This window comes from Streptomyces mangrovisoli (assembly GCF_000974985.2).
GTDB classification, from domain to species: Bacteria; Actinomycetota; Actinomycetes; order Streptomycetales; family Streptomycetaceae; genus Streptomyces; species Streptomyces mangrovisoli.
In genome coordinates this window covers 51,489-70,978 of sequence record NZ_LAVA02000022.1, presented here as the reverse complement: position 1 = coordinate 70,978, position 19,490 = coordinate 51,489, and the positions used below count along the sequence as shown (strand labels likewise).

The 19,490-nt window shown below is 74.2% G+C and carries 17 protein-coding genes; 7 read left to right on the top strand and 10 right to left on the bottom strand.

Annotation, left to right across the window (positions count from 1 at the left end):
- Positions 1 to 61: 61 nt before the first annotated feature.
- Positions 62 to 685, bottom strand: coding sequence for a TetR/AcrR family transcriptional regulator (locus tag WN71_RS11475; protein ID WP_046591009.1), 624 nt, complete (start codon positions 683 to 685; stop codon positions 62 to 64).
- A gap of 78 nt (positions 686 to 763) precedes the next feature.
- On the opposite strand from WN71_RS11475, the gene WN71_RS11470 reads away from it, so the two are divergent.
- From WN71_RS11470 to WN71_RS11460, 3 genes are all read left to right on the top strand, one after another.
- Positions 764 to 1,495 carry a class II aldolase/adducin family protein gene (locus WN71_RS11470; RefSeq protein ID WP_079177808.1) on the top strand — a complete coding sequence of 244 codons (732 nt, stop codon included), beginning with the start codon at positions 764 to 766 and terminating at the stop codon, positions 1,493 to 1,495.
- Positions 1,492 to 2,424, top strand: coding sequence for a carbohydrate kinase family protein (locus WN71_RS11465; RefSeq protein ID WP_046591008.1), 933 nt, complete (start codon positions 1,492 to 1,494; stop codon positions 2,422 to 2,424). Before WN71_RS11470 ends, WN71_RS11465 begins: the two co-directional genes overlap by 4 nt.
- Before the next feature lie 314 nt (positions 2,425 to 2,738).
- The gene (locus WN71_RS11460; protein ID WP_046591007.1) at positions 2,739 to 6,116 is read left to right on the top strand and encodes a pyruvate carboxylase; all 3,378 of its coding nucleotides are present in this window, start codon (positions 2,739 to 2,741) and stop codon (positions 6,114 to 6,116) included.
- A gap of 46 nt (positions 6,117 to 6,162) precedes the next feature.
- Here WN71_RS11460 and WN71_RS11455 read toward each other — a convergent pair whose 3' ends face one another.
- From WN71_RS11455 to WN71_RS11440, 4 genes are read right to left on the bottom strand one after another with little or no spacing between them, the layout of a single operon-like run.
- The gene (locus tag WN71_RS11455) at positions 6,163 to 6,699 is read right to left on the bottom strand and encodes an NUDIX hydrolase family protein (RefSeq protein ID WP_107469629.1); all 537 of its coding nucleotides are present in this window, start codon (positions 6,697 to 6,699) and stop codon (positions 6,163 to 6,165) included.
- Positions 6,700 to 6,714: 15 nt separating this feature from the next.
- Complete coding sequence (locus tag WN71_RS11450) at positions 6,715 to 7,845, bottom strand: amidohydrolase family protein (protein ID WP_046591005.1); 1,131 nt, start codon at positions 7,843 to 7,845, stop codon at positions 6,715 to 6,717.
- 1 nt (position 7,846) lies between these two features.
- On the bottom strand, positions 7,847 to 9,250 hold the full coding sequence (locus WN71_RS11445) for a glutamine synthetase family protein (protein ID WP_046591004.1): 1,404 nt from the start codon (positions 9,248 to 9,250) through the stop codon (positions 7,847 to 7,849).
- A 22-nt stretch (positions 9,251 to 9,272) separates the two neighbouring features.
- Complete coding sequence (locus WN71_RS11440; RefSeq protein ID WP_420856492.1) at positions 9,273 to 10,118, bottom strand: SAM-dependent methyltransferase; 846 nt, start codon at positions 10,116 to 10,118, stop codon at positions 9,273 to 9,275.
- 154 nt (positions 10,119 to 10,272) lie between these two features.
- Here WN71_RS11440 and WN71_RS11435 point away from each other — a divergent pair, with 154 nt between their 5' ends.
- On the top strand, positions 10,273 to 11,139 hold the full coding sequence (locus WN71_RS11435) for a Cof-type HAD-IIB family hydrolase (RefSeq protein WP_046591002.1): 867 nt from the start codon (positions 10,273 to 10,275) through the stop codon (positions 11,137 to 11,139).
- On the opposite strand, the gene WN71_RS11430 is transcribed toward WN71_RS11435, so the two are convergent.
- Complete coding sequence (locus WN71_RS11430; protein WP_167382917.1) at positions 11,126 to 11,365, bottom strand: WhiB family transcriptional regulator; 240 nt, start codon at positions 11,363 to 11,365, stop codon at positions 11,126 to 11,128. The two genes, WN71_RS11435 and WN71_RS11430, sit on opposite strands and share 14 nt — an antisense overlap.
- A gap of 294 nt (positions 11,366 to 11,659) precedes the next feature.
- Positions 11,660 to 12,475: an alpha/beta hydrolase gene (locus WN71_RS11425; protein WP_046588444.1), complete on the bottom strand. Its 816-nt coding sequence runs from the start codon at positions 12,473 to 12,475 to the stop codon at positions 11,660 to 11,662.
- Between the two features lie 119 nt (positions 12,476 to 12,594).
- Here WN71_RS11425 and WN71_RS11420 point away from each other — a divergent pair, with 119 nt between their 5' ends.
- The 3 genes from WN71_RS11420 (at position 12,595) to WN71_RS11410 (ending at position 15,566) form a co-directional block, all read left to right on the top strand.
- Positions 12,595 to 13,782 carry a thiolase family protein gene (locus WN71_RS11420; protein WP_046588442.1) on the top strand — a complete coding sequence of 396 codons (1,188 nt, stop codon included), beginning with the start codon at positions 12,595 to 12,597 and terminating at the stop codon, positions 13,780 to 13,782.
- 219 nt (positions 13,783 to 14,001) lie between these two features.
- Positions 14,002 to 14,775 carry a sulfite exporter TauE/SafE family protein gene (locus WN71_RS11415; protein WP_046588441.1) on the top strand — a complete coding sequence of 258 codons (774 nt, stop codon included), beginning with the start codon at positions 14,002 to 14,004 and terminating at the stop codon, positions 14,773 to 14,775.
- Between the two features lie 44 nt (positions 14,776 to 14,819).
- A complete protein-coding gene (locus WN71_RS11410; RefSeq protein ID WP_046588439.1) occupies positions 14,820 to 15,566 on the top strand; it encodes a cobalt-precorrin-6A reductase in 747 nt (248 codons plus the stop codon).
- Positions 15,567 to 15,683: 117 nt separating this feature from the next.
- On the opposite strand, the gene WN71_RS11405 is transcribed toward WN71_RS11410, so the two are convergent.
- From WN71_RS11405 to WN71_RS11395, 3 genes are all read right to left on the bottom strand, one after another.
- Positions 15,684 to 17,771 (bottom strand): MDR family MFS transporter, encoded by a 2,088-nt coding sequence (locus WN71_RS11405; RefSeq protein WP_046588485.1) that lies wholly within the window; start codon positions 17,769 to 17,771, stop codon positions 15,684 to 15,686.
- 299 nt (positions 17,772 to 18,070) lie between these two features.
- Positions 18,071 to 18,850: a precorrin-6A synthase (deacetylating) gene (gene cobF, locus WN71_RS11400; protein ID WP_046588437.1), complete on the bottom strand. Its 780-nt coding sequence runs from the start codon at positions 18,848 to 18,850 to the stop codon at positions 18,071 to 18,073.
- 68 nt (positions 18,851 to 18,918) lie between these two features.
- A complete protein-coding gene (locus tag WN71_RS11395; RefSeq protein ID WP_046588435.1) occupies positions 18,919 to 19,440 on the bottom strand; it encodes a DUF309 domain-containing protein in 522 nt (173 codons plus the stop codon).
- Positions 19,441 to 19,490 lie beyond the last annotated feature (50 nt).

Here is a 19,490-nt window from a genome sequence, read left to right as displayed (position 1 = left end):
CCCTTCAGCCGCCCCCATCAGCCGCCCCGATCCGCGTGCCCCGCCGACCGGGACCCCGGCGTCAGCCGGTCCGCCCCGTCACCACCCCCAGATACGCCCGCAGCATCGCCTTCGCCTCCTCCAGGAGCGCCGCGTCGCCCTCCGGGTCCCGCCGGAACGCCTCCTGCGCGAGCGCGTCCGCCGCCAGCACCGCCGCCCGGCACGCCCGCTCCAGCCGTACGTCGTCCACCGCGAGGCCGAGCGCCACGAGCACCCCCCGCACCCCGTCGGCCATCCGCAGCTTGTGCTCGCGGTCCGCCGCCCGGGTGCGTTCCGTCAGCCCGCTGCCGAACCACAGCGCGCGGAAGCCGTGCTCCGTCCGGTACAGCGCGGCGAACGCGTCGATGAGCACGCCGACCGGGTCCGGCCAGCGCTCGACGGCCGCGGCCCGCACCAGCTCGTCCATCGCCGCCTCCAGCTTGGCGAAGTACCCGGCCGCCAGGGAGTCGATGATCGCGTCGCGGTCCGGCAGGTACTGGTACAGCGACCCGACCGAGACCCCCGCCTCCGCCGCGACCCGCGTCGTCGTCAGCGCCGCCACGCCCTCGCGCACCAGCAGCCGCTCCGCGGCGTCCAGCACCCGGACCAGCCGTGCCCTGCTGCGCGCCTGCCGAGGGGTGCGCCGCAGCGCCGCCCGCTCACTCACCGAAGACCTCCGAACCTCGAACCCCGGACCCTGAACATGAAGGTGACTTTGTTTCAGCTTTAGGCTAGCTTCGCGTCCATGACGGACTCAAGCTCCGCACTGCGCCACGAGCGGGTCACCGTGGCGGACGCCTGCCGCCGACTGGGTGCGGCCGGACTGCTCATCGGAACGGCGGGAAACGTCAGCGTGCGGGTGGGGCGACGGGTCGCCATCACCGCGACCGGCGCCGTGCTCGCCACCCTGTCCGCGAGCCAGGTCACCGTGGTCGACCTCGACGGCGAGGTGGTCGCGGGAACCCTGCGCCCGACCTCCGAACTCGACCTGCACCTCGGCGTCTACCGCCGCTACGGCACCGGCGCCGTCGTCCACACGCACGCCCCCATGGCCACCGCCCTGTCCTGCGTGCTCGACGAACTGCCCTGTGTCCACTACCAGTTGCTCACCCTCGGCGGCAGCGTCCGGGTCGCGCCGTACGCCACCTTCGGCACCCCCGAACTGGCCGAGTCGGTGATCGGCGCACTGGAGGGGCGCAGCGCCGCCCTCATGGCCAACCACGGCGCGCTCACCCACGCCACCACCCTCGACCAGGCCGTCGAGCACGCCCTGCTGCTCGAATGGGCCTGCGGCGTCTACCACCACGCCGCCGCCCACGGCACCCCGCGCGTCCTCGACGAGCAGCAGCAGCTCGCCGTCATCGAGGCCGCCCTCGCCCGCAACTACGGCACCACCAGACCGCTCGACCCCGACGACGTACGGGGTCCCGAGCACGTGGCCCACCCCCGACCCGCCGTGCAGGAGGAGAGCCGATGAACGTCGTCACGCTGGGCGTGCACGTGCTGGACGTGCTGGTGCGGCCGGTGGAGGCCATACCCGAGGGGCAGGGCGCCACCCTCGTCGACGACATCCGGATGACCGCCGCGGGCACCGCGGGCGGCACCGCCCTCACCCTCGCCAAGCTCGGCGCGACCGTGCGCGGCGCCGGGGCGATCGGCACCGACGCCACCGGCGACCTGCTGCTGCGCCTGCTGGAGAAGGGCGGCGTCGACACCGGCTTCCTCGTCCGGCGCGACGACACCGCCACCTCCGCCAGCGTCCTGCCCATCCGCCCGAACGGCGACCGGCCCTCGCTCCACCTGCTGGGCGCCAACATCACCTACGGCCTCGACGACGTGCCCTGGGACGCCGTCGCCGAGGCCACGCATCTGCACCTCGGCGGCCCCGAACTCATCGGCGCCGACGTCGCCGCCCGCATCCTCGCGCACGCCAGGGAGCACGCCACGGTCACCTCCGTGGACCTGCTCGCCCCGGGCGTCCTCGGCAGCTTCGAGCAGATCGAGCCGCTCCTGCCGTACGTCGACCTCCTGCTGCCCAACGACGACCAGGTCCTCGGCTTCAGCGGCGAGGACGACGTGGTGACCGGCGCGAAGAAGCTGCTGGCCGCGGGCGCCGGACTGGTCGCCGCGACCCGCGGCGCGGACGGCGCGGTCCTCGTCACCGCCGACGGCGTCGAGACCGTGCCCGCGTTCGCCGTGGACGTCGTCGACACCACCGGCTGCGGCGACGCCTTCTCCGCCGGCTTCCTGCGCGCCGCCGCCCTCGGCCGCGACCCACGCGCGTGCGCGGTGCTCGGCAACGCGGCCGCCGCGCTGGTGGCGGGCGGACTCGGCAGCGACCACGGGGACTTCGACCTCGCCGCGGCCGACGCCTTGGCGGCCACCCGGCCGACCCGCGCGACCTGAACGAGGCGGACTCCTCGCCGACGAGCACCGGCCGACCCGAACGAGGCGCTCCGCACCGCCCGCCGTCCGACCGGCACCGCCGGGCCCGCGGCTCCCCCGGGGGGGGCGTCCTCACCCCGGCCGTGCGCACGCGCACCCACCGGCTCCAGGTGACCCGTGACTCCCGGACCGCGAGACACGGGCCACATCGGCCCGCCGTTGCTGCGCCCGTACGGCCCGATCGGGTACAGAGAAGGCCGACGGCGCGGAAGACTGTGCCGCACAGCGCCTCCGGAGCACGCACCTGTGTTCCTCCCCGACGCCGAGGAGTCCGCTTGTTCACGAAAGTGCTGGTCGCCAACCGGGGCGAGATCGCGATCCGGGCGTTCCGGGCCGCGTTCGAGCTCGGGATCTCCACGGTGGCGGTCTTCCCCCACGAGGACCGCAACTCGCTGCACCGTGCCAAGGCCGACGAGTCGTACCAGATCGGCGAGCGCGGCCACCCGGTGCGCGCCTACCTCTCCGTCCCCGAGGTGATCCGCGCGGCGCAGCTGGCCGGCGCGGACGCCGTCTACCCCGGCTACGGCTTCCTGTCGGAGAACCCGGACCTCGCGGCCGCCTGCGCCGAGGCGGGCATCACCTTCGTCGGCCCGCCCGCGCCGGTCCTGAACCTGACCGGCAACAAGTCCCGCGCGGTCGCGGCGGCCCGCGAGGCCGGCGTGCCCGTGCTGGGCTCCTCCGCGCCCTCCCGCGACCTCGACACCCTGCTCGCGGCCGCCGACGAGGTCGGCTTCCCGCTCTTCGTGAAGGCCGTCGCGGGCGGCGGCGGCCGCGGTATGCGGCGCGTCGCCGAACCCGCCGAACTGCGCGAGTCGATCGACGCGGCCATGCGGGAGGCGGAGTCCGCGTTCGGCGACGGCACCGTCTTCCTCGAACAGGCCGTGGTCGACCCGCGCCACATCGAGGTGCAGATCCTCGCCGACGGCGCCGGGAACGTCGTCCACCTCTACGAGCGCGACTGCTCGGTGCAGCGCCGCCACCAGAAGGTCGTCGAGATCGCGCCCGCGCCCAACCTCGACCCCGCGCTGCGCGAGCGGATCTGCGCCGACGCCGTCGCCTTCGCCCGCCACATCGGCTACGTCAACGCGGGCACCGTCGAGTTCCTCGTCGACGGGCAGGGCCGGCACGTCTTCATCGAGATGAACCCGCGCATCCAGGTCGAGCACACGGTCACCGAACAGGTCACCGACCGGGACCTGGTCATCGCCCAGCTGCGCATCGCCGCCGGCCTGACCCTGCCCGAACTGCGCCTCACCCAGGACGACATCGTCCTGTCCGGGGCCGCGCTCCAGTGCCGTATCACCACCGAGGACCCCGCCAACGGGTTCCGCCCCGACACCGGCGTCATCTCCGCCTACCGCTCCCCGGGCGGCCCCGGCGTCCGCCTCGACGGCGGCACCGTGCACACCGGCGCCCAGGTCAGCGCCCACTTCGACTCTCTGCTGGTCAAACTGAGCTGCCACGGACACGACTTCACCAACGCGGCCCGCCGCGCCCGGCGCGCCATCGCCGAGTTCCGCATCCGCGGCGTCTCCACCAACCTGCCCTTCCTCGCGGCCGTGCTGGAGGACCCCGACTTCCAGGAGGGCCGGGTCACCACCAGCTTCATCGACGAGCGGCCCCAACTGCTGCGCGCCCGGCCCCCGGCCGACCGCGGCAGTCGCATCCTGCACCACCTCGCCGAGACCACCGTCAACAAGCCGCACGGACCCCGCCCGGTGGTCGTGGAGCCCGTCGACAAGCTGCCCGTCACCGACCTCACCGCCCCCGCCCCGGCCGGCTCCCGGCAGCGGCTCGCCGCACTCGGCCCCGAGCGCTTCGCCGCCGAGCTGCGGGCCCAGCGCGCCGTCGCCGTCACCGACACCACCTTCCGCGACGCCCACCAGTCGCTGCTCGCCACCCGGGTGCGCACCCGCGACCTGCTCGCCGTCGCGCCGCACGTCGCCCGCACCGCGCCCGAACTGCTCAGCCTGGAGTGCTGGGGCGGCGCCACCTACGACGTCGCCCTGCGGTTCCTCGCCGAGGACCCCTGGGAGCGGCTCGCGCTGCTGCGCGAGGCCGTACCGAACATCTGCACCCAGATGCTGCTGCGCGGCCGCAACACCGTCGGCTACACGCCCTACCCGACCGAGGTCACCGACGCGTTCGTCGCCGAGGCCGCCGCGACCGGCATGGACGTCTTCCGCATCTTCGACGCCCTCAACGACGTCTCCCAGATGCGCCCCGCGATCGACGCCGTCCGCGCCACCGGCACCGCGCTCGCCGAGGTCGCCCTCTGTTACACCGGCGACCTCTCCGACCCGGCCGAGCGGCTCTACACCCTCGACTACTACCTGCGCCTCGCCGAGCAGATCGTCGACGCGGGCGCGCACGTCCTGGCCATCAAGGACATGGCGGGGCTGCTGCGCCCGCCGGCCGCCCGGACGCTGGTGGCCGCGCTGCGCGAGCGGTTCGACCTGCCGGTCCACCTGCACACCCACGACACCGCGGGCGGCCAGCTCGCCACCCTGATCGCGGCGATCGACGCCGGGGTCGACGCCGTCGACGCGGCCGTCGCGTCCATGGCGGGCACCACCAGCCAGCCGTCGCTGTCCGCGCTGGTCGCCGCCACCGACCACACCGACCGCGCGACCGGCCTCTCCCTCCAGGCCGTCGGCGACCTGGAGCCGTACTGGGAGGCCGTCCGCAAGGTGTACCGGCCCTTCGAGTCCGGGCTCGCCTCGCCCACCGGGCGCGTCTACCACCACGAGATCCCCGGCGGCCAGCTCTCCAACCTGCGCCAGCAGGCCATCGCCCTCGGTCTGGGCGACCGGTTCGAACTCATCGAGGACTGCTACGCCGCCGCCGACCGGATGCTCGGCCGCCTGGTCAAGGTCACCCCGTCCTCCAAGGTCGTCGGCGACCTCGCGCTGCACCTGGTCGGCGCGGGCGTCGACTTCGGCGCCTTCGAGGGCGACCCGGCCAAGTTCGACCTGCCCGACTCGGTCATCGGCTTCCTGCGCGGGGAACTCGGCGACCCGCCCGGCGGCTGGCCCGAGCCGTTCCGCACCCGCGCCCTGGAGGGCAGGCCCGCCGCGGCGAAGGCGCCCGAACTCACCGCCGACGACCGGCTCGGCCTCGCGGAGAACCGCCGCGCCACCCTCAACCGGCTGCTGTTCCCCGGCCCCACCAAGGCGTTCGAGACCCACCGCGAGACCTACGGCGACACCTCGGTGCTCTCCACCAAGGACTTCTTCTACGGCCTCGAACACGACGCCGAGCACACGGTCACCCTCGGCCAGGGCGTCACGCTCATCATCGAGCTGGAGGCCATCTCGGACGCCGACGAGCGCGGCTACCGCACCGTACTGGCCACCCTGAACGGGCAGTTGCGACCGGTCCGGGTGCGCGACACCTCCGTCGCCACGGATGTGAAGGTCGCCGAGAAGGCCGACCGCGGCGACGACCGGCAGATCGCCGCGCCGTTCGCCGGTGTCGTCACCCTCCAGGTGGAGGAGGGCGCCTCGGTCGACGCCGGGCAGACCGTCGCGACCATCGAGGCCATGAAGATGGAGGCGGCGATCACCTCGCCGCGCGCGGGCCGTGTCGCGCGTCTCGCGATCGGCTCCGTACAGCAGGTCGAGGGCGGGGACCTGCTGCTGCGGATCGAGTGAGCCGAGGGCGGGTGAGGCGGGCCGCGCGGCCCGCCTCACTCACCCCTCAGGACAGCACGCCCACATGGGCGAGGGCCTGCCGCAGCAGCACCCCGTGACCGCCCGGCATCTCGCTCAGCACGGCCGGCGACAGCGCCTCCTGCGGGCTGAACCACACCAGGTCCAGCGCGTCCTGCCGGGGCCGGCAGTCGCCCGAGACGGGCACGATGTACGCCAGCGACACCGCGTGCTGACGCGGGTCGTGGTACGGCGTGATGCCCGCGGTCGGGAAGTACTCCGCGACCGTGAACGGCTGGAGCGCGGCCGGCACCCGGGGCAGCGCCACCGGCCCGAGGTCCTTCTCCAGATGGCGCAGGAGCGCGTCGCGCACCCGCTCGTGGTGCAGCACGCGGCCGGAGACCAGGGTCCGGCTGACCGTGCCGTCCGGGCCGATGCGCAGCAGCAGTCCGATGCTGACGACTTCACCGCTGTCGTCCACCCGCACCGGCACGGCCTCGACGTACAGGATCGGCATACGGGCCCGCGCCAGTTCGAGCTCGTCGGGGCTCAGCCAGCCGGGCGTGGTCTCGGTCATGTCAGACATTGCTTGATCATACTTTCAGGAGGTGGCGGAAAAGCGATAGACCTGACGGGAGTTGTCCGCGCCGGTCCATGTGACGATCCGCAGCGCGTCGGCGAGGCAGAGCTCGTCCGCGTCGACCCGCTCCTGCAGCAGCGCGGCGAGTCCCTGCCGGAACGACACCGCGCCGAGCAGGTGGAACTCGGCCACGCCATAGGCGTCAGAGCTGTACAGCAGCTTGCGGAACGGGGTGATCTCCAGCGCCTCGGCCAGCACCGCGGACGCCCGCGCCGGGCCGACGTAGTGCAGGGCGAGCCCCACGTCCAGGTACACGTGCGCGAACACGGTGGCCAGATAGGCCGCCTGACGGTGGTACGGCCAGCAGTGCAGCAGCAGTACCGGGATCGTGCCGGAGATCCGGTGCAGCCAGTCGGTCAGCAGCGCCGGGTCGGCCCGGTGCAGCCGCAGGTCGCTGTCGCCGAACCCGGTGTGCAGCTGGAGCGGCAGTCCCAGGTCCACGGCGGTCCACAGCAGATGCCGTACGAGGACCGGGTCGTCGAGCCGGCCGCCGCGGGCCAGCCAGCGCCGGGCCGCCTGCCCGACCTCCGCGTCACCGGGCCGGTCCGGGTCGAGCGCGAAGCCGGTGCGGTAGGCGGCGACGGACTTCACCGCCACCACCCCGGGCCGCCCCACGGCCTCCAGCGCGGCCGCGCGGAACGCGTCCGCGTAGCCGTCCGGCTCCACCCCGCGCGCGGCCACCGCCTCCGCGACGCTCTCCAGCCGCACCACTTCGTACGCCGCCGCCCGCTCCCCGGCCAGCTCGGCCGGGGTCGTGACGTCGTCGGGCGCGTAGCCGGTGTCGACGCAGTACACGCCGGTGCCTGCCGCGCCGAGCAGCCGGCGGTGCACCTCCCGCCAGCCGAGCTCGGCCCGGCGCGCCAGATACTCCTCGGGCGGGGCGTGCCGCTCCAGGCCGAGCAGGGGCGCGCAGTGCCGTCGTACGGCCACGCCGACCGGGCTGTCGAACGGCGAGACGCCGCTGCCGGGCCACCGGGAGCCCTCGGTGATCAGGGACTCGAAGGCGGGCCGGTCGAGGTCGGCGGTGACCACGCCGTGGCAGTGGTGGTCGACCAGCGCCAGCGCGTCGAGCGCCTCGCGGACCGCGCCCATGTCAGTGGACCCAGCGGTACGCCGCCGCCACCCGGTCGTCGTCGAGGCCGCGCGCGGCCTCGATCTCGCCCCGCCGTACGGCGATCACGGCGTCGGCGAGGACCGGGCCGAGCGTGCCGCGCAGCAGTTCGTCCTTGCGGAACTCCTCCACCGCCTCGGCGAGGGACTCCGGCAGCCGCCGTACCCCGCGCGCGGCGGCCTCCGCGGCGCCGAGCCGGACCGGGTCGCCGGTGGTCTCGGCGGGCAGCCGCGCCGACGACGCGATCCCGTCCAGGCCGGCCGCGATCACGCAGCCGAGCGCGAGATAGGGGTTGGCGGCCAGGTCGACCGGTTTGACCTCCAGGTTGGCGGCCCGGTCGCGGTGGCCCTCGGAGCCGGTGACGACCCGCAGCGCGGCCTCGCGGGTCTCCCGGCCCCACGCGGTGAACACGCCCGCCCACTGCGAGGGTCTGAGCCGCAGATAGCTGGCCGGGCTGGGCGCCGTGACCGCGCACAGCGCGGGCAGCCGGGCCAGCACCCCGGCCGTGAACGCCTCCGCGTCCGCGGTCATGCCGTACGGCCCTCTCCCGCCGCTGTGCAGGTTGCCGCCGTCGCGCCAGGCGGACAGGTGCAGATGGCCGCCGTTGCCGACGCCCTGGCCGGTGACGGCCGGGGAGAACGACGCCCGCAGCCCGTGCCGCGCGGACACGGCCCGCACGGTCTGCCGCACGAGCACGCTCCGGTCGGCGGCGCCCACCGGGTCGAGCGCGCCCACCGAGATCTCGAACTGCCCCGGCGCGTATTCGGGATGGAGCTGGTCGACCTCCACGCCCTGCTGCGCGAACGCCTCCAGCAGCTCGGCGAGGTAGTCGCTCAGCCCCACCTGCCGGGTGGCGCCGTACGCCGGTCCCTCGACCGCCGGCACGAACGCGCCGTCCCGCGCGGAGTCGAGGCCGAGGCTCCACTCCACCTCGACGCTCGCCCGGAAGGTGATCCCGAGCCGCCGCTCCGCGTCCGCGACGAGCCGGCGCAGGAAGGTGCGCGAGCAGCCCGGGTGCCGCTCGCCCTCCTGCGTGATCCGGTCGACGGGCGCCCACGCCCAGCCGGGCTGCGCGGCCAGCGCCACCAGCGCGTCCAGGTCCGGGTAGAGGCGCAGGTCGCCGTCCGGGGAGCCGAGGACGTCGGTGGTGACGATGGAGTCGTGCGCGAGGAAGGTGTCGAAGACCGGCGACATCCCGACGCCCCACTCGGCCGCGGCGGGCAGCTTCCCCGTCGGTACGGTCTTCACCCGGCACACGCCCGCCGTGTCGACGTAGGCCAGCACGACACCGCGCACCCCCCGCCCGGACAGCTCCGCGGCGAGCGCCCCGGCCCGCTCCACGTCGCCCGGACGGCCGCCGGGCACGGGATCGGCAAGGGTGGTCATACGTCCTCCTCGTCGAGGTCGGTCAGGGCTTCACGGCCACCGCGCCCAACTGCGGTACGACGGCTGCCGATCCGTCCTCCGGACGCCACCGGGAGCACGACACCAGGCCGGGCTCGACCAGCTCCAGTCCGTCGAGGAAGGAGGCGATCTCCGCGTGGCTGCGGGCGGTGATGGGCGGCACGGCGTTCTCGTTCCAGAACTCCATCGCCGGGATGTTGCCCTCGCCGCCGTACTCGGCGTCGAAGGTCGGGTGGGTGAGGACCAGGAAGCTCCCCGAGGGCACGGCGGCGACCAGCTCGCGCACGATCTCCCGGGCCTTGTCGGTGTCCAGCACGAAGTTGAGGATGCCGAGCAGCATCACCGCGACCGGCTGTCCGAGGTCCAGCGTCCCGGCGGCCCGCTCCACGATGGCCGCCGGGTCGTGCACGTCGGCGTCGATGTAGTCGGTGACGCCTTCGGGGGTGCTGGTGAGCAGGGTGCGCGCGTGCACCAGGACGATCGGGTCGTTGTCGACGTAGACGATCCGGGAGTCCGGGCTGACGCGCTGGGCTATCTCGTGCGTGTTGTCCACGGTCGGCAGCCCGGTGCCGACGTCGAGGAACTGGCGCACCCCGCGCTCGGCCGCGAGATGGGTCACAGCCCGGCCGAGGAAGTCACGGTCCGCGCGGGCCACCTCACGGATCACCGGGAACATCGTCGCGACGTGCTCGCCGACCTGCTGGTCGACCTCGTAGTTGTCCTTGCCGCCGATCCAGTAGTTCCACACCCGCGCGTTGTGCGCCACGGAGGTGTTGAGCCTCGCCGATCCGCCTGTCGGGGGATGGGTGTTGTCGGTCACGTCGTCCTCGCCCTTCGTGTCGTCCGTCACGTCCGTCGCCATTCTGCCGCCCGATGATCAGCCTGTCCCGGGATTCGGCGGGGACGACCCCCGCGGCGCGTTTGCGACACTGGTGTGCGGAGAAGCGACCACCGGTGCGCGGACCACCCACCGGTGTGACGTGCGCCCCGACCGGAAGCAGCACATGCCGTACCTCGCCCCCGCCCCGTCCACCGCCGGCCCCCAGGCAGGCCCCGCCGACATCCGACTCGTCGTCTCGGACATGGACGGCACCCTCCTGGACGACGCCAAGCAGGCCCCGCCCCGCCTGCGCGAGGTACTGGCCCTGCTGCGCGAGCGCGGGGTGCTGTTCAGCCCGGCGAGCGGACGGCAGTACGCCACCCTGGCCCGCGACTTCTCCGACGTGGCCGAGGGCATGGTGTTCATCGCGGAGAACGGCACCTACGTGGTGCGCGACGGCGTGGAGCTCAGCTCCGACCCGATGGACCCGGCCGTCGTCGCCGCGGTCGTGCGGGCGGTACGCGGGCTCGTCGCGGACGGCGTCGACGTCGGCGCCGTGGTCTGCGGCAAGCGGGCCGCGTACGTGGACCGCACCGACCGGCCGTTCCTCGACGAGGTGCTCAAGTACTACGCCGAGCACCGGATCGTCGAGGACACCACCGCCGTCGAGGACGACATCATCAAGGTGGCCCTCTTCGACTTCGGCTCCGCCGAGCACTCCACCGCGCCCGCCCTCGCCCCCTTCGCCGCGACGCACTCGGTCGTCGTCTCCGGCGAGCACTGGGTCGACGTGATGAACCGCACCGCGGACAAGGGCGCCGCCCTGCGCGGGCTCCAGCGGGAGCTGGGCATCACGCCCGCGCAGACCATGGTCTTCGGCGACTACCTCAACGACCTGGAGATGATGGACGCGGCCGAGTGGTCCTTCGCGATGGCCAACGCCCACCCCGAGGTCGTCTCGCGGGCCCGCCACGTCGCGCCGTCCAACAACGACAACGGGGTGCTCCGCACGATCGCCCGCGTCCTGGACCTGCCCGTCAGCGGGCTCTGAGCCGGGCCCCGGACCCGCGCACCAGGTCGGCCCGTTCGGCCTCGTCGGTCCCGCCCCACACGCCGGACGTCTGCCCGTTCCTCAGTGCGTACGTCAGGCACTGCCGGGCCACCGGGCAGCGGGCGCAGACCCGCTTCGCCTCGGCCGCCTCGCGCAGCGCCGGTCCCGTGGCGCCCACGGGGAAGAACAACTCGGGGTCCTCTCCGACGCAGGCGGCGTTCCGCATCCAATCCCGTTCCATGCGGGTGCGGGTGCCCCGGGGCTCTGCGGGCAAACGACGCCTGCGGGCCGGTGGGGGCCGGTCGCGCAGTTCCCCGCGCCCCTGTCGGGGCCTGCTGCCTCCGGCGGTTGTTCGCCCGCGGGCCGGTGGAGCTCTTCGCGCAGTTCCCCGCGCCCCTCAGGGGCGCGGGGAACTGCGCGAAAAGCCACGACGGACCCGCACCTGACACACGGACAGACCCACCCCGAAAGGGGCGCGGGGAACTGCGCGACCGGCCCCCACCGGCCCGCGGGGGGTCTCTCAGGCCTGGCAAACTCCGTCCAGGAACCCGGTGAGGTCGGCGAAGACCTCGTCCCTGTTCTCCTCGTGGAACACCTCGTGCCGCGCCCCCGGGTAGACGCGTTCGGTCAGCCGCCCGCCGCTCAGTGCCGTCACGCCGACGCGGCTGCCCGGCAGCGGCACCAGCGGGTCGGCCTCGCCGTGCAGCCACAGCACCGGGAGGGCGCCCACGTCGCCGCCGCGCGCCACGGTGTCCAGGGTGCGGGCGAACGCCTCCACCGTCGGCCGCTTCATCCCGCCGTGCCACACCAGCGGGTCCGCGGCGTAGGCGGCGGCCACGGCCGGGTCGCGGGACAGCGCCCCCGGGCTGATGGGTGTGTCGGGGATCTCGTCGAGCGCCAGCAGCCGTCCCGGCAGCGCCCAGCCGCCGATCACCGGCCCCGACAGCACGAGCGCGGCAAGGTCGTCGCCGTACCGCTGCGCGTACCGGGCGGCGATCAGCCCGCCCATGGAGTGCCCGACCAGCACGACCGGCCGCCCGGGGTGCGCGGCGGTCGCGAACAGGGCGGCGGTGCGCAGGTCGCCGACGACGTCCTCGAAGTCCTCGATCAGCACCCGCTCGCCCGCGGAGCGCCCGTGCCCGAGGTGGTCGGGCGCGTACACCGCGGCGCCGTGCCGGTGCAGTACGGCGGCGAGGCCCGCGTACCGCCCGGCGTGCTCGCCGTAGCCGTGCGAGACCAGGACGACCCGGCGGGGGTGGGCGTGCGGCCACTCGTGGACGGCGAGGGCGCCCCGGGCGCCGTCCAGGACGTGCTCGCGGACCTCGGGCTCGGGCATGGCTCCTCCGGATCGTCCCAGGGTTCCCAGGAGAGCGGTCCTGGGACTAGAGTCCAAAACTAGCAACGCTAATTAAGTGTGTCGTCAGAGCCGTCAGCGCCGCCGGTCAGGAGTCCCACGTGCGTCCCGTCCACTTCGCCGCCGCCCGCCGCACCCCCATCGGCAAGCTCCGCGGGGCGCTGTCCACCGTACGGCCCGACGATCTCGCCGCGGCCGTGATCCGGGCCCTGGTGTCGGACGTGCCCGCGCTCGACCCGGCCCGGATCGACGACGTCTACTGGGGCGCCGCCAACCAGGCGGGCGAGGACAACCGCAACGTCGCCCGCATGGCCGCCCTGCTCGCCGGCCTCCCGGACTCGGTGCCCGGCGCCACGGTCAACCGGCTCTGCGCCTCCGGCATGGAGGCCGTCACCGCCGCCGCGCGCACCGTCGCCGCCGGAGAGGCGGACATCGTGCTCGCGGGCGGCTCCGAGTCGATGAGCCGCGCCCCCTTCGTGCTGCCCCGCCCCGACGAGGCGCTGCCGCACCGCATCGAGACGTACGACACCCGCCTGGGCTGGCGGCTCGTCAACCCGGCGATGAAGGACCTGCACGGGGTGCTGGCCATGGGGGAGACCGCGGAGGAGGTCGCCGAACGCCACGGCATCTCGCGCGAGCGCCAGGACGCCTTCGCCCTGCGCAGCCACCAAAGGGCCGCCGAGGCGCGCAAGAACGGGCACTTCGACGACGAGATCCTGCCCGTCGAACGCCCCGACGGCGTGGTCGTCGACAGCGACGAGTGCGTGCGCGAGGACACCTCCCCGGAGAAGCTGGCCCGCCTCAAGCCCGTCTTCCGCGCGGGCGGCACCGTCACGGCGGGCAACGCGTCCCCGATGAACGACGGCGCCGCCGGCCTGCTCCTGGTCAGCGAGGAGGCCCTCAACGACCTGGGCCTGGAGTCCCTCGGCCGCTATGTCGCGGGCGCCTCGGCCGGGGTGCACCCCGACGTGATGGGCCTCGGCCCGGTCCCCGCCACCCGCAAGGCGCTGACACGGGCCGGCTGGAGCGTCGCGGACGTCCAGGAGGCGGAGTTCAACGAGGCGTTCGCCGCACAGGCGTTGGCCTGCGTCGACCTCCTCGGCGTCGACCCCGACCTGGTGAACCCCAGCGGCGGCGCGATCGCCCTCGGTCACCCGCTGGGCTGCTCGGGCGCCCGCATCCTCACCACGCTGCTGCACCGGATGCGCCGGACGGGCGCGGAACGGGGTCTCGCGACCATGTGCGTGGGGGTGGGGCAGGGGAGCGCGGTGCTGGTGGAGCGGCACTGAGCCCCTGCGGGGGGCTCGGGGAATCGGTGCCGGTTCCTCTGGCCGGGTGCCTGTGCGGGTGCGGCGTGGCCGGTCGCGCAGTTCCCCGCGCCCCTTTCGGGCGCGGCGCCCTGTGCGGCCGGATGCCGTGTGCGGGTGCGTCGTGGCCGGTCGCGCAGATCCCCGCGCCCCTTTGGGGCGCGACACGGACGGATGCCTGTGCATAGCATCGGTGTTCGCATGGACACGATGACGCTCTGGCACATATCCGGGTGGGGGTTCGCCGCCCTCGCGCTCGCCACCCTTCTCGTCGGCTTCTCCAAGACCGCGGTCAACGGTGCCAACACGGTCAGCCTCGCCGTCTTCGCGGCCGTGCTGCCCGCCCGCGCCTCCACCGGCGTACTGCTGCCGCTGCTGCTCTGCGGCGACGTGCTGGCCGTCGCCACCTACCGGCGGCACGCCCACTGGCCCACGCTGTGGCGGCTCTTCCCCGCGGCGGCCGCGGGCGTGGTGGCCGGCACGCTGTTCCTGCTGTGGGCGGACGACGGCATGGTGCGCACCTCGATCGGCGCGATCCTGCTGCTGATGGCGGGCATCACGGTGTGGCGCCGCCGCACCGGCGAGCGGGCCGCCGAACCGGGCGCGGTCACCACCAGGGCGGGCCGGGCCAGGGCCCGTTCCTACGGCGTCCTCGGCGGCTTCACCACCATGGTCGCCAACGCGGGCGGCCCCGTGATGTCGCTGTACCTGCTCTCCGCGGGCTTCCGCAAGCTCGGCTTCCTCGGCACCTCCGCCTTCTTCTACCTCATCGTGAACCTGACCAAGGTGCCCTTCAGCGCGGGGCTCGGCCTGATCGACGGCCGCTCGCTGCTGCTCGACGCGGCCCTCGCGGGGTTCGTGGTCGGCGGGGCGCTCCTCGGCAAATGGGCCGTGCACAAGATCGACCAGCGGCTGTTCGAGCAGCTCGTCATCGCCGCCACCGTGCTGGGCGCGCTGCAACTGCTGCTGCGCTGAACCGTGTTCACCTCCCCGTCGAGCCGCCCCGTACGCTCGGTGCCATGCCCGCGCACCTGCTGATCCTCGGCGGCACGACCGAGGCCCGCGAACTGGCCGCCGCCCTCGTGGCCCACCCCGGGGCCCGGGTGACCACATCGCTCGCCGGACGCGTGTCCCGGCCCGGCGCCCTCGAAGGGGAGCTGCGCGTGGGCGGGTTCGGCGGCGCCGAGGGGCTCGCCGCGTGGCTGCGCGCGGAGCGGGTGGACGTACTGGTCGACGCCACCCACCCGTTCGCCGCCGCCATCACCGCGAACGCGGCCCGCGCCGCCGCCGCGACCGGGCTCCCGCTGGTCGTGCTGCGCCGGCCCGGCTGGCGGCCGGGCCTGGGGGACCGCTGGCACTCCGTCTCCTCGCTGCCCGAGGCGGCCGCCCTGCTGCCGGAGCTCGGCGGCCGCGTGCTGCTGACCACGGGCCGGCTGGGCCTCGCCGCCTTCGCCCACCTGGCCGGACTCCACTTCGTCGTACGGTCCGTGGAGCCGCCCGAGCCGCCCATGCCGCCGCACACCGAAGTGCTGCTCGCGCGCGGCCCGTTCACGGTCGCCGACGAGAGCGCGCTGCTGCGCGCACACCGCATCGACGTCGTGGTCACCAAGGACAGCGGCGGTACGGCGACCTCCGCGAAGCTCACCGCCGCCCGCGAACTCGGCGTGCCCGTCGTGCTCGTACGACGCCCGCCGCTGCCCGAGGGCGTGACGGCGGTGGCCGACGTACCGGCCGCCCTGGCCGAACTGGAGCCGCGACTGCGGTGAGTCCGGCCGCGACGGGCCGCCGGATGCTCGGCGGGGCTGCGGTGGGTCCGGCCGTGACGGGTCGCCGGACGGTCGGCGGGAGGGCGGTGGGTCCAGTCGCGGCGGGTCGCCGGACGGTCAGCGGGTGCCGTCCGTCGCCGGTTCCTCCGGGCGCTGCGGCAGACCTCCGCTGAGGTCCTCCACCAGCAGCCGCTTGGCGATCGCGTCGACGGCGGCGCGCAGGTCCAGGCCGGTCGGGCGGCCGATGTCCTCCTCGACCCGGTCCGACAGCCACCTGCCCCACGCCCGGCTGAGCGCCTCCGCCTCCCGCTCGCCCGCCTCGGTGTGGGCGAGGAAGAGACCGTGCCGGGTCAGGCAGCCCTCCTCGACCATCCGGTCGAACACCGGCATCAGCACCTCCGGCGGAAGCCGGCGGCGGCCCGCGATCAGCCCGAGACTCGCGTGGCCGACCAGCCGTGTGTACAGCTCCACCTGCATGACCGCCCACGCGCCCGCCACGTCGAGCCGGCTGTCGGACTGCTGGATGATGCGGCGGGCGGTGTCGAGGTCGGTCCGGCCGATGATCTTCCCGACGGACGCCTCCAGGAGCCGCTGGGAGTCCGCGCCGTGCGGGGAGGCGAAGCCCTCGCCCATGTCGGTGGAGCCCATCCGCGCGCTGTCGCGCAGCGGGACCTCCTTGAGGAACAGGGCGACCACGAAGCCGACCGCCGCCACCGGAACGGTCCACAGGAACACGGTGTGGATGGTGTCGGCGTAGGCGTCGATGATCGGCGCGGCGACCGGCGCGGGCAGCCGGTGCACCCCCTCCGGGCTGGTCGCCGCCTTGGCGATGGCGGCGGGGGAGAGCACCCCGAGGCCGGCCGCCTCGGCGACGCCGTCGCTGAGGTTCGGCTTCAGGGTGTTGGTGTAGATGGTGCCGAACACGGCCGTGCCGAACGAACTGCCCAGCGTCCGGAAGAAGGTGACACCGGAGGTGGCGGTGCCGAGGTCGGAGTACTCGACGGTGTTCTGCACGGCGATGGTCAGCACCTGCATGCTCAGGCCGATGCCGACGCCCAGCACGAACATGTACAGGGACTCCAGCCACGCCCCGGTGCCGGGGCCCATGCGGGACATCAGATACAGCCCGAGGCCCATCACCAGTGAGCCGACGATCGGGAAGACGCGGTAGCGGCCGGTCTTGCTGACCACGTTGCCGGAGAAGACGGACGCGATGAGCAGTCCGATCACCAGGGGGAGGGTGCGGACGCCGGAGATGGTCGCCGAATCGCCGTCGACGTACTGGAGATAGCTCGGCAGATACGTCATCGCGCCGAGCATCGCGAACCCGACGATGAAGCTGAGCACCGAGCAGACCGCGAACACCGGGTTCCCGAACAGCCGCATGGGCAGCATCGGTTCCTGCGCCCGGGTCTCCACCCAGCAGAACAGCGCGAGCGCGATCGCGCCGCCCGCGAACAGGCCGATGATGACGCCGGAGTTCCACGCGTACTCGTTGCCGCCCCAACTCGTCGCGAGGATCAGGGCGCTCGCGCCGACCGCCACCAGGGCGATGCCGAGGTAGTCGATGACGGGCCGGGTGGCGGACTTGACCACCGGAATGGTGCGGGCGGCCGCGATGACGACGGCGATCGCGATCGGCACGTTGATGTAGAACGCCCAGCGCCAGGTCAGATGGTCCGTGAACAGCCCGCCGAGCAGCGGCCCGATGACGGTGGCGACCCCGAACACGGCGCCGATCGCGCCCTGGTACTTGCCGCGTTCGCGCAGCGGGATGACGTCCGCGATGAGCGCCATCGCGGTCACCATCAGGCCGCCCGCGCCGACGCCCTGGAGTGCCCGCCAGGAGATCAGCAGCGACATGTTCGTGGCGAGGCCGCACAGGAACGAGCCCGTGATGAACACGATCGCCGACACCTGGAAGACCACCTTGCGGCCGAACAGGTCGCCGAACTTGCCGACCAGCACGGTCGAGACGGTCTCCGCGAGGAGGTACGACGTGACGACCCACGACATGTGCGCGGCGCCGCCCAGGTCCGACACGATGGTCGGGAGGGCGGTGCCGACGATCGTCTGGTCGAGCGCGGCGAGCAGGATGCCCAGCACGATGGTGGCGAAGACGACGTTGCGCCGGCGGCCCTCCAGGACGGGTGGCTGTCCCTCCGGCACGGGCGCCTGGCCGGCGGAATCCTCGGTGACGGTCACGCCCCCCACGATCACACTGCCGTGACGGGCCCGCATGTGGGTTACACCCACCCGGGTGCCCGGGGCCGCACCCCCTGTGCGGAACCGTGCGGGTGCGCCGTGGCTTGGCGCGCAGTTCCCCGCGCCCCTTCAGGGCGTGAGGGCGTGGGCCGACGGGCCCCGTCAGGGGCGCGGGGAACGGCGCGCCAAGCCCCCACCGGCCCGCGGCGCCATCTCATCCGGCGCAAGCCGCCGCTTTTCAGGGGCGCGGGGAACTGCGCGAAGGGGCCCCACCGGGCCGCGGACGGGGTCAGGGCCGGTCAGTCCCCCTGCCGATGCCTGCGCAGCAAGTACGTGTCCATGATCCAGCCTTTGCGTTCCCGCGCCTCCGCCCGCGCCTCCTCGATCCGGGGCGCCGCCTCGCGGACGGGGCCCGAGATGAGGATCTCGTCGGGCGTGCCGATGTACGCGCCCCAGTAGATGTCCATGTCGATGTCCTCGTCCGCGAACCGCCGGAAGGCCTGCCGCGCGTCGAGCATCACGACCACGTCGTCCACGTCCCGCGGAAAGCCCTCGGCCAGCCGCCGCCCCGTGGTGATCTGCACCGGGCGGGCCACCCGGTTCAGTCCCGTGCGGTGGCGCGCCACCAGCGCCGAGACGCTGCTGATGCCCGGCACGACGTCGTACTCGAACGCCACCGTGCCCCCGTCCAGCACCTCCTGGAGGATGGCCAGCGTGCTGTCGTACAGCGCGGGGTCGCCCCACACGAGGAACGCCCCGCGCTCCCCGTCCGCCAGCTCCTCGCGGATCAGCCGTTCGTAGATGGCGGCGCGGGCGCTGCGCCAGTCCCCGACGGCCGGCGAGTACGCGTCCCCGCCCGCGGCACGGTCCCGCTCGGGGTCGCGCGCCTCGACCAGCCGGTAGGTCCCCTCCGGCACATGCGTCCGGAGCAGGTCCCGGCGCAGCTGGGTGAGGTCGCTCTTCACCTCGCCCTTGTCGAGGATGAAGAACACGTCGGTGTCGCGCAGGGCGCGGACCGCCTGGAGGGTCAGCTGGTCGGGGTCGCCCGCCCCGATGCCGATCACATGAATCCTTCGCACGGCGTCGAGTCTGCCCCATGCGCCGCCACGCCCCCGCACCGGTCCGGCCCCGGTCCCGTCCCGGTCCGCTACGGCGTCCCGTCCCCGCGGAGCCGCGGCGCGGCCGCCCCCGCGTCGACCGGCTCGCCGCGCTCCACCCGCCCCGCCAGTTCCCGCGCCCAGCGGACGACCCCCGCGAGATCCATGCCGTACGGCGTCGCCGGGCCGCCCGCCGACCACTCCTCGACCCCGTCCGCGCCCCGGCGCAGCAGCCGGGCCCCGCCCGTGGCGTTGCCGCGCGCGGCATGCGTGAGGCCGACCGCCAGCTGGGCCAGCGAACGCCACAGCGCGCGCTCGCCCTGCGGCCCCGTCTTCCACGCGTCCTCGAAGACCTCGTGCGCGTGGAACGGCCTGCCGTCGTCAAGCAGCGCCTGCGCCTGCGCGACGGTCTGCGGCGGGGTGCGCACCACGCCCTCGGGCTGCCGGGCCACGCCGTCGGCGCCGTACGGCAGGGGCCGTCCGAGCCCGTCCCGGGGCCGCGCGTTGCGCGCCCGCCCCTGCCCGTCCCGGTCCCGTGTGTCCTCCGGCTGCCCGGCGCCTCGACCGTCCATGCGCCGATTGTCCCGCGCCCGGGCCGGTGGCCGTCGGCGGCGCCCCCCGT

Bases quoted from the DNA above. Each gene is read 5' to 3' on its own strand.
- WN71_RS11430 (WP_167382917.1), bottom strand. From the start codon at position 11,365: ATGCGGAACGCCGCCTGCGTCGGAGAGGACCCCGAGTTGTTCTTCCCC.
- WN71_RS11450 (WP_046591005.1), bottom strand. From the start codon at position 7,845: ATGGGCGCGGTCCGCGAGGCGCTCGACGCGCTGGCGCTGGTCGACCAC.
- WN71_RS11455 (WP_107469629.1), bottom strand. From the start codon at position 6,699: ATGTCTGACATGACCGAGACCACGCCCGGCTGGCTGAGCCCCGACGAG.
- WN71_RS11410 (WP_046588439.1), top strand. From the start codon at position 14,820: ATGCCCGCGCACCTGCTGATCCTCGGCGGCACGACCGAGGCCCGCGAA.
- WN71_RS11415 (WP_046588441.1), top strand. From the start codon at position 14,002: ATGGACACGATGACGCTCTGGCACATATCCGGGTGGGGGTTCGCCGCC.
- WN71_RS11445 (WP_046591004.1), bottom strand. From the start codon at position 9,250: ATGACCACCCTTGCCGATCCCGTGCCCGGCGGCCGTCCGGGCGACGTG.
- WN71_RS11470 (WP_079177808.1), top strand. From the start codon at position 764: ATGACGGACTCAAGCTCCGCACTGCGCCACGAGCGGGTCACCGTGGCG.
- WN71_RS11435 (WP_046591002.1), top strand. From the start codon at position 10,273: ATGCCGTACCTCGCCCCCGCCCCGTCCACCGCCGGCCCCCAGGCAGGC.
- WN71_RS11395 (WP_046588435.1), bottom strand. From the start codon at position 19,440: ATGGACGGTCGAGGCGCCGGGCAGCCGGAGGACACACGGGACCGGGAC.
- WN71_RS11465 (WP_046591008.1), top strand. From the start codon at position 1,492: ATGAACGTCGTCACGCTGGGCGTGCACGTGCTGGACGTGCTGGTGCGG.
- WN71_RS11425 (WP_046588444.1), bottom strand. From the start codon at position 12,475: ATGCCCGAGCCCGAGGTCCGCGAGCACGTCCTGGACGGCGCCCGGGGC.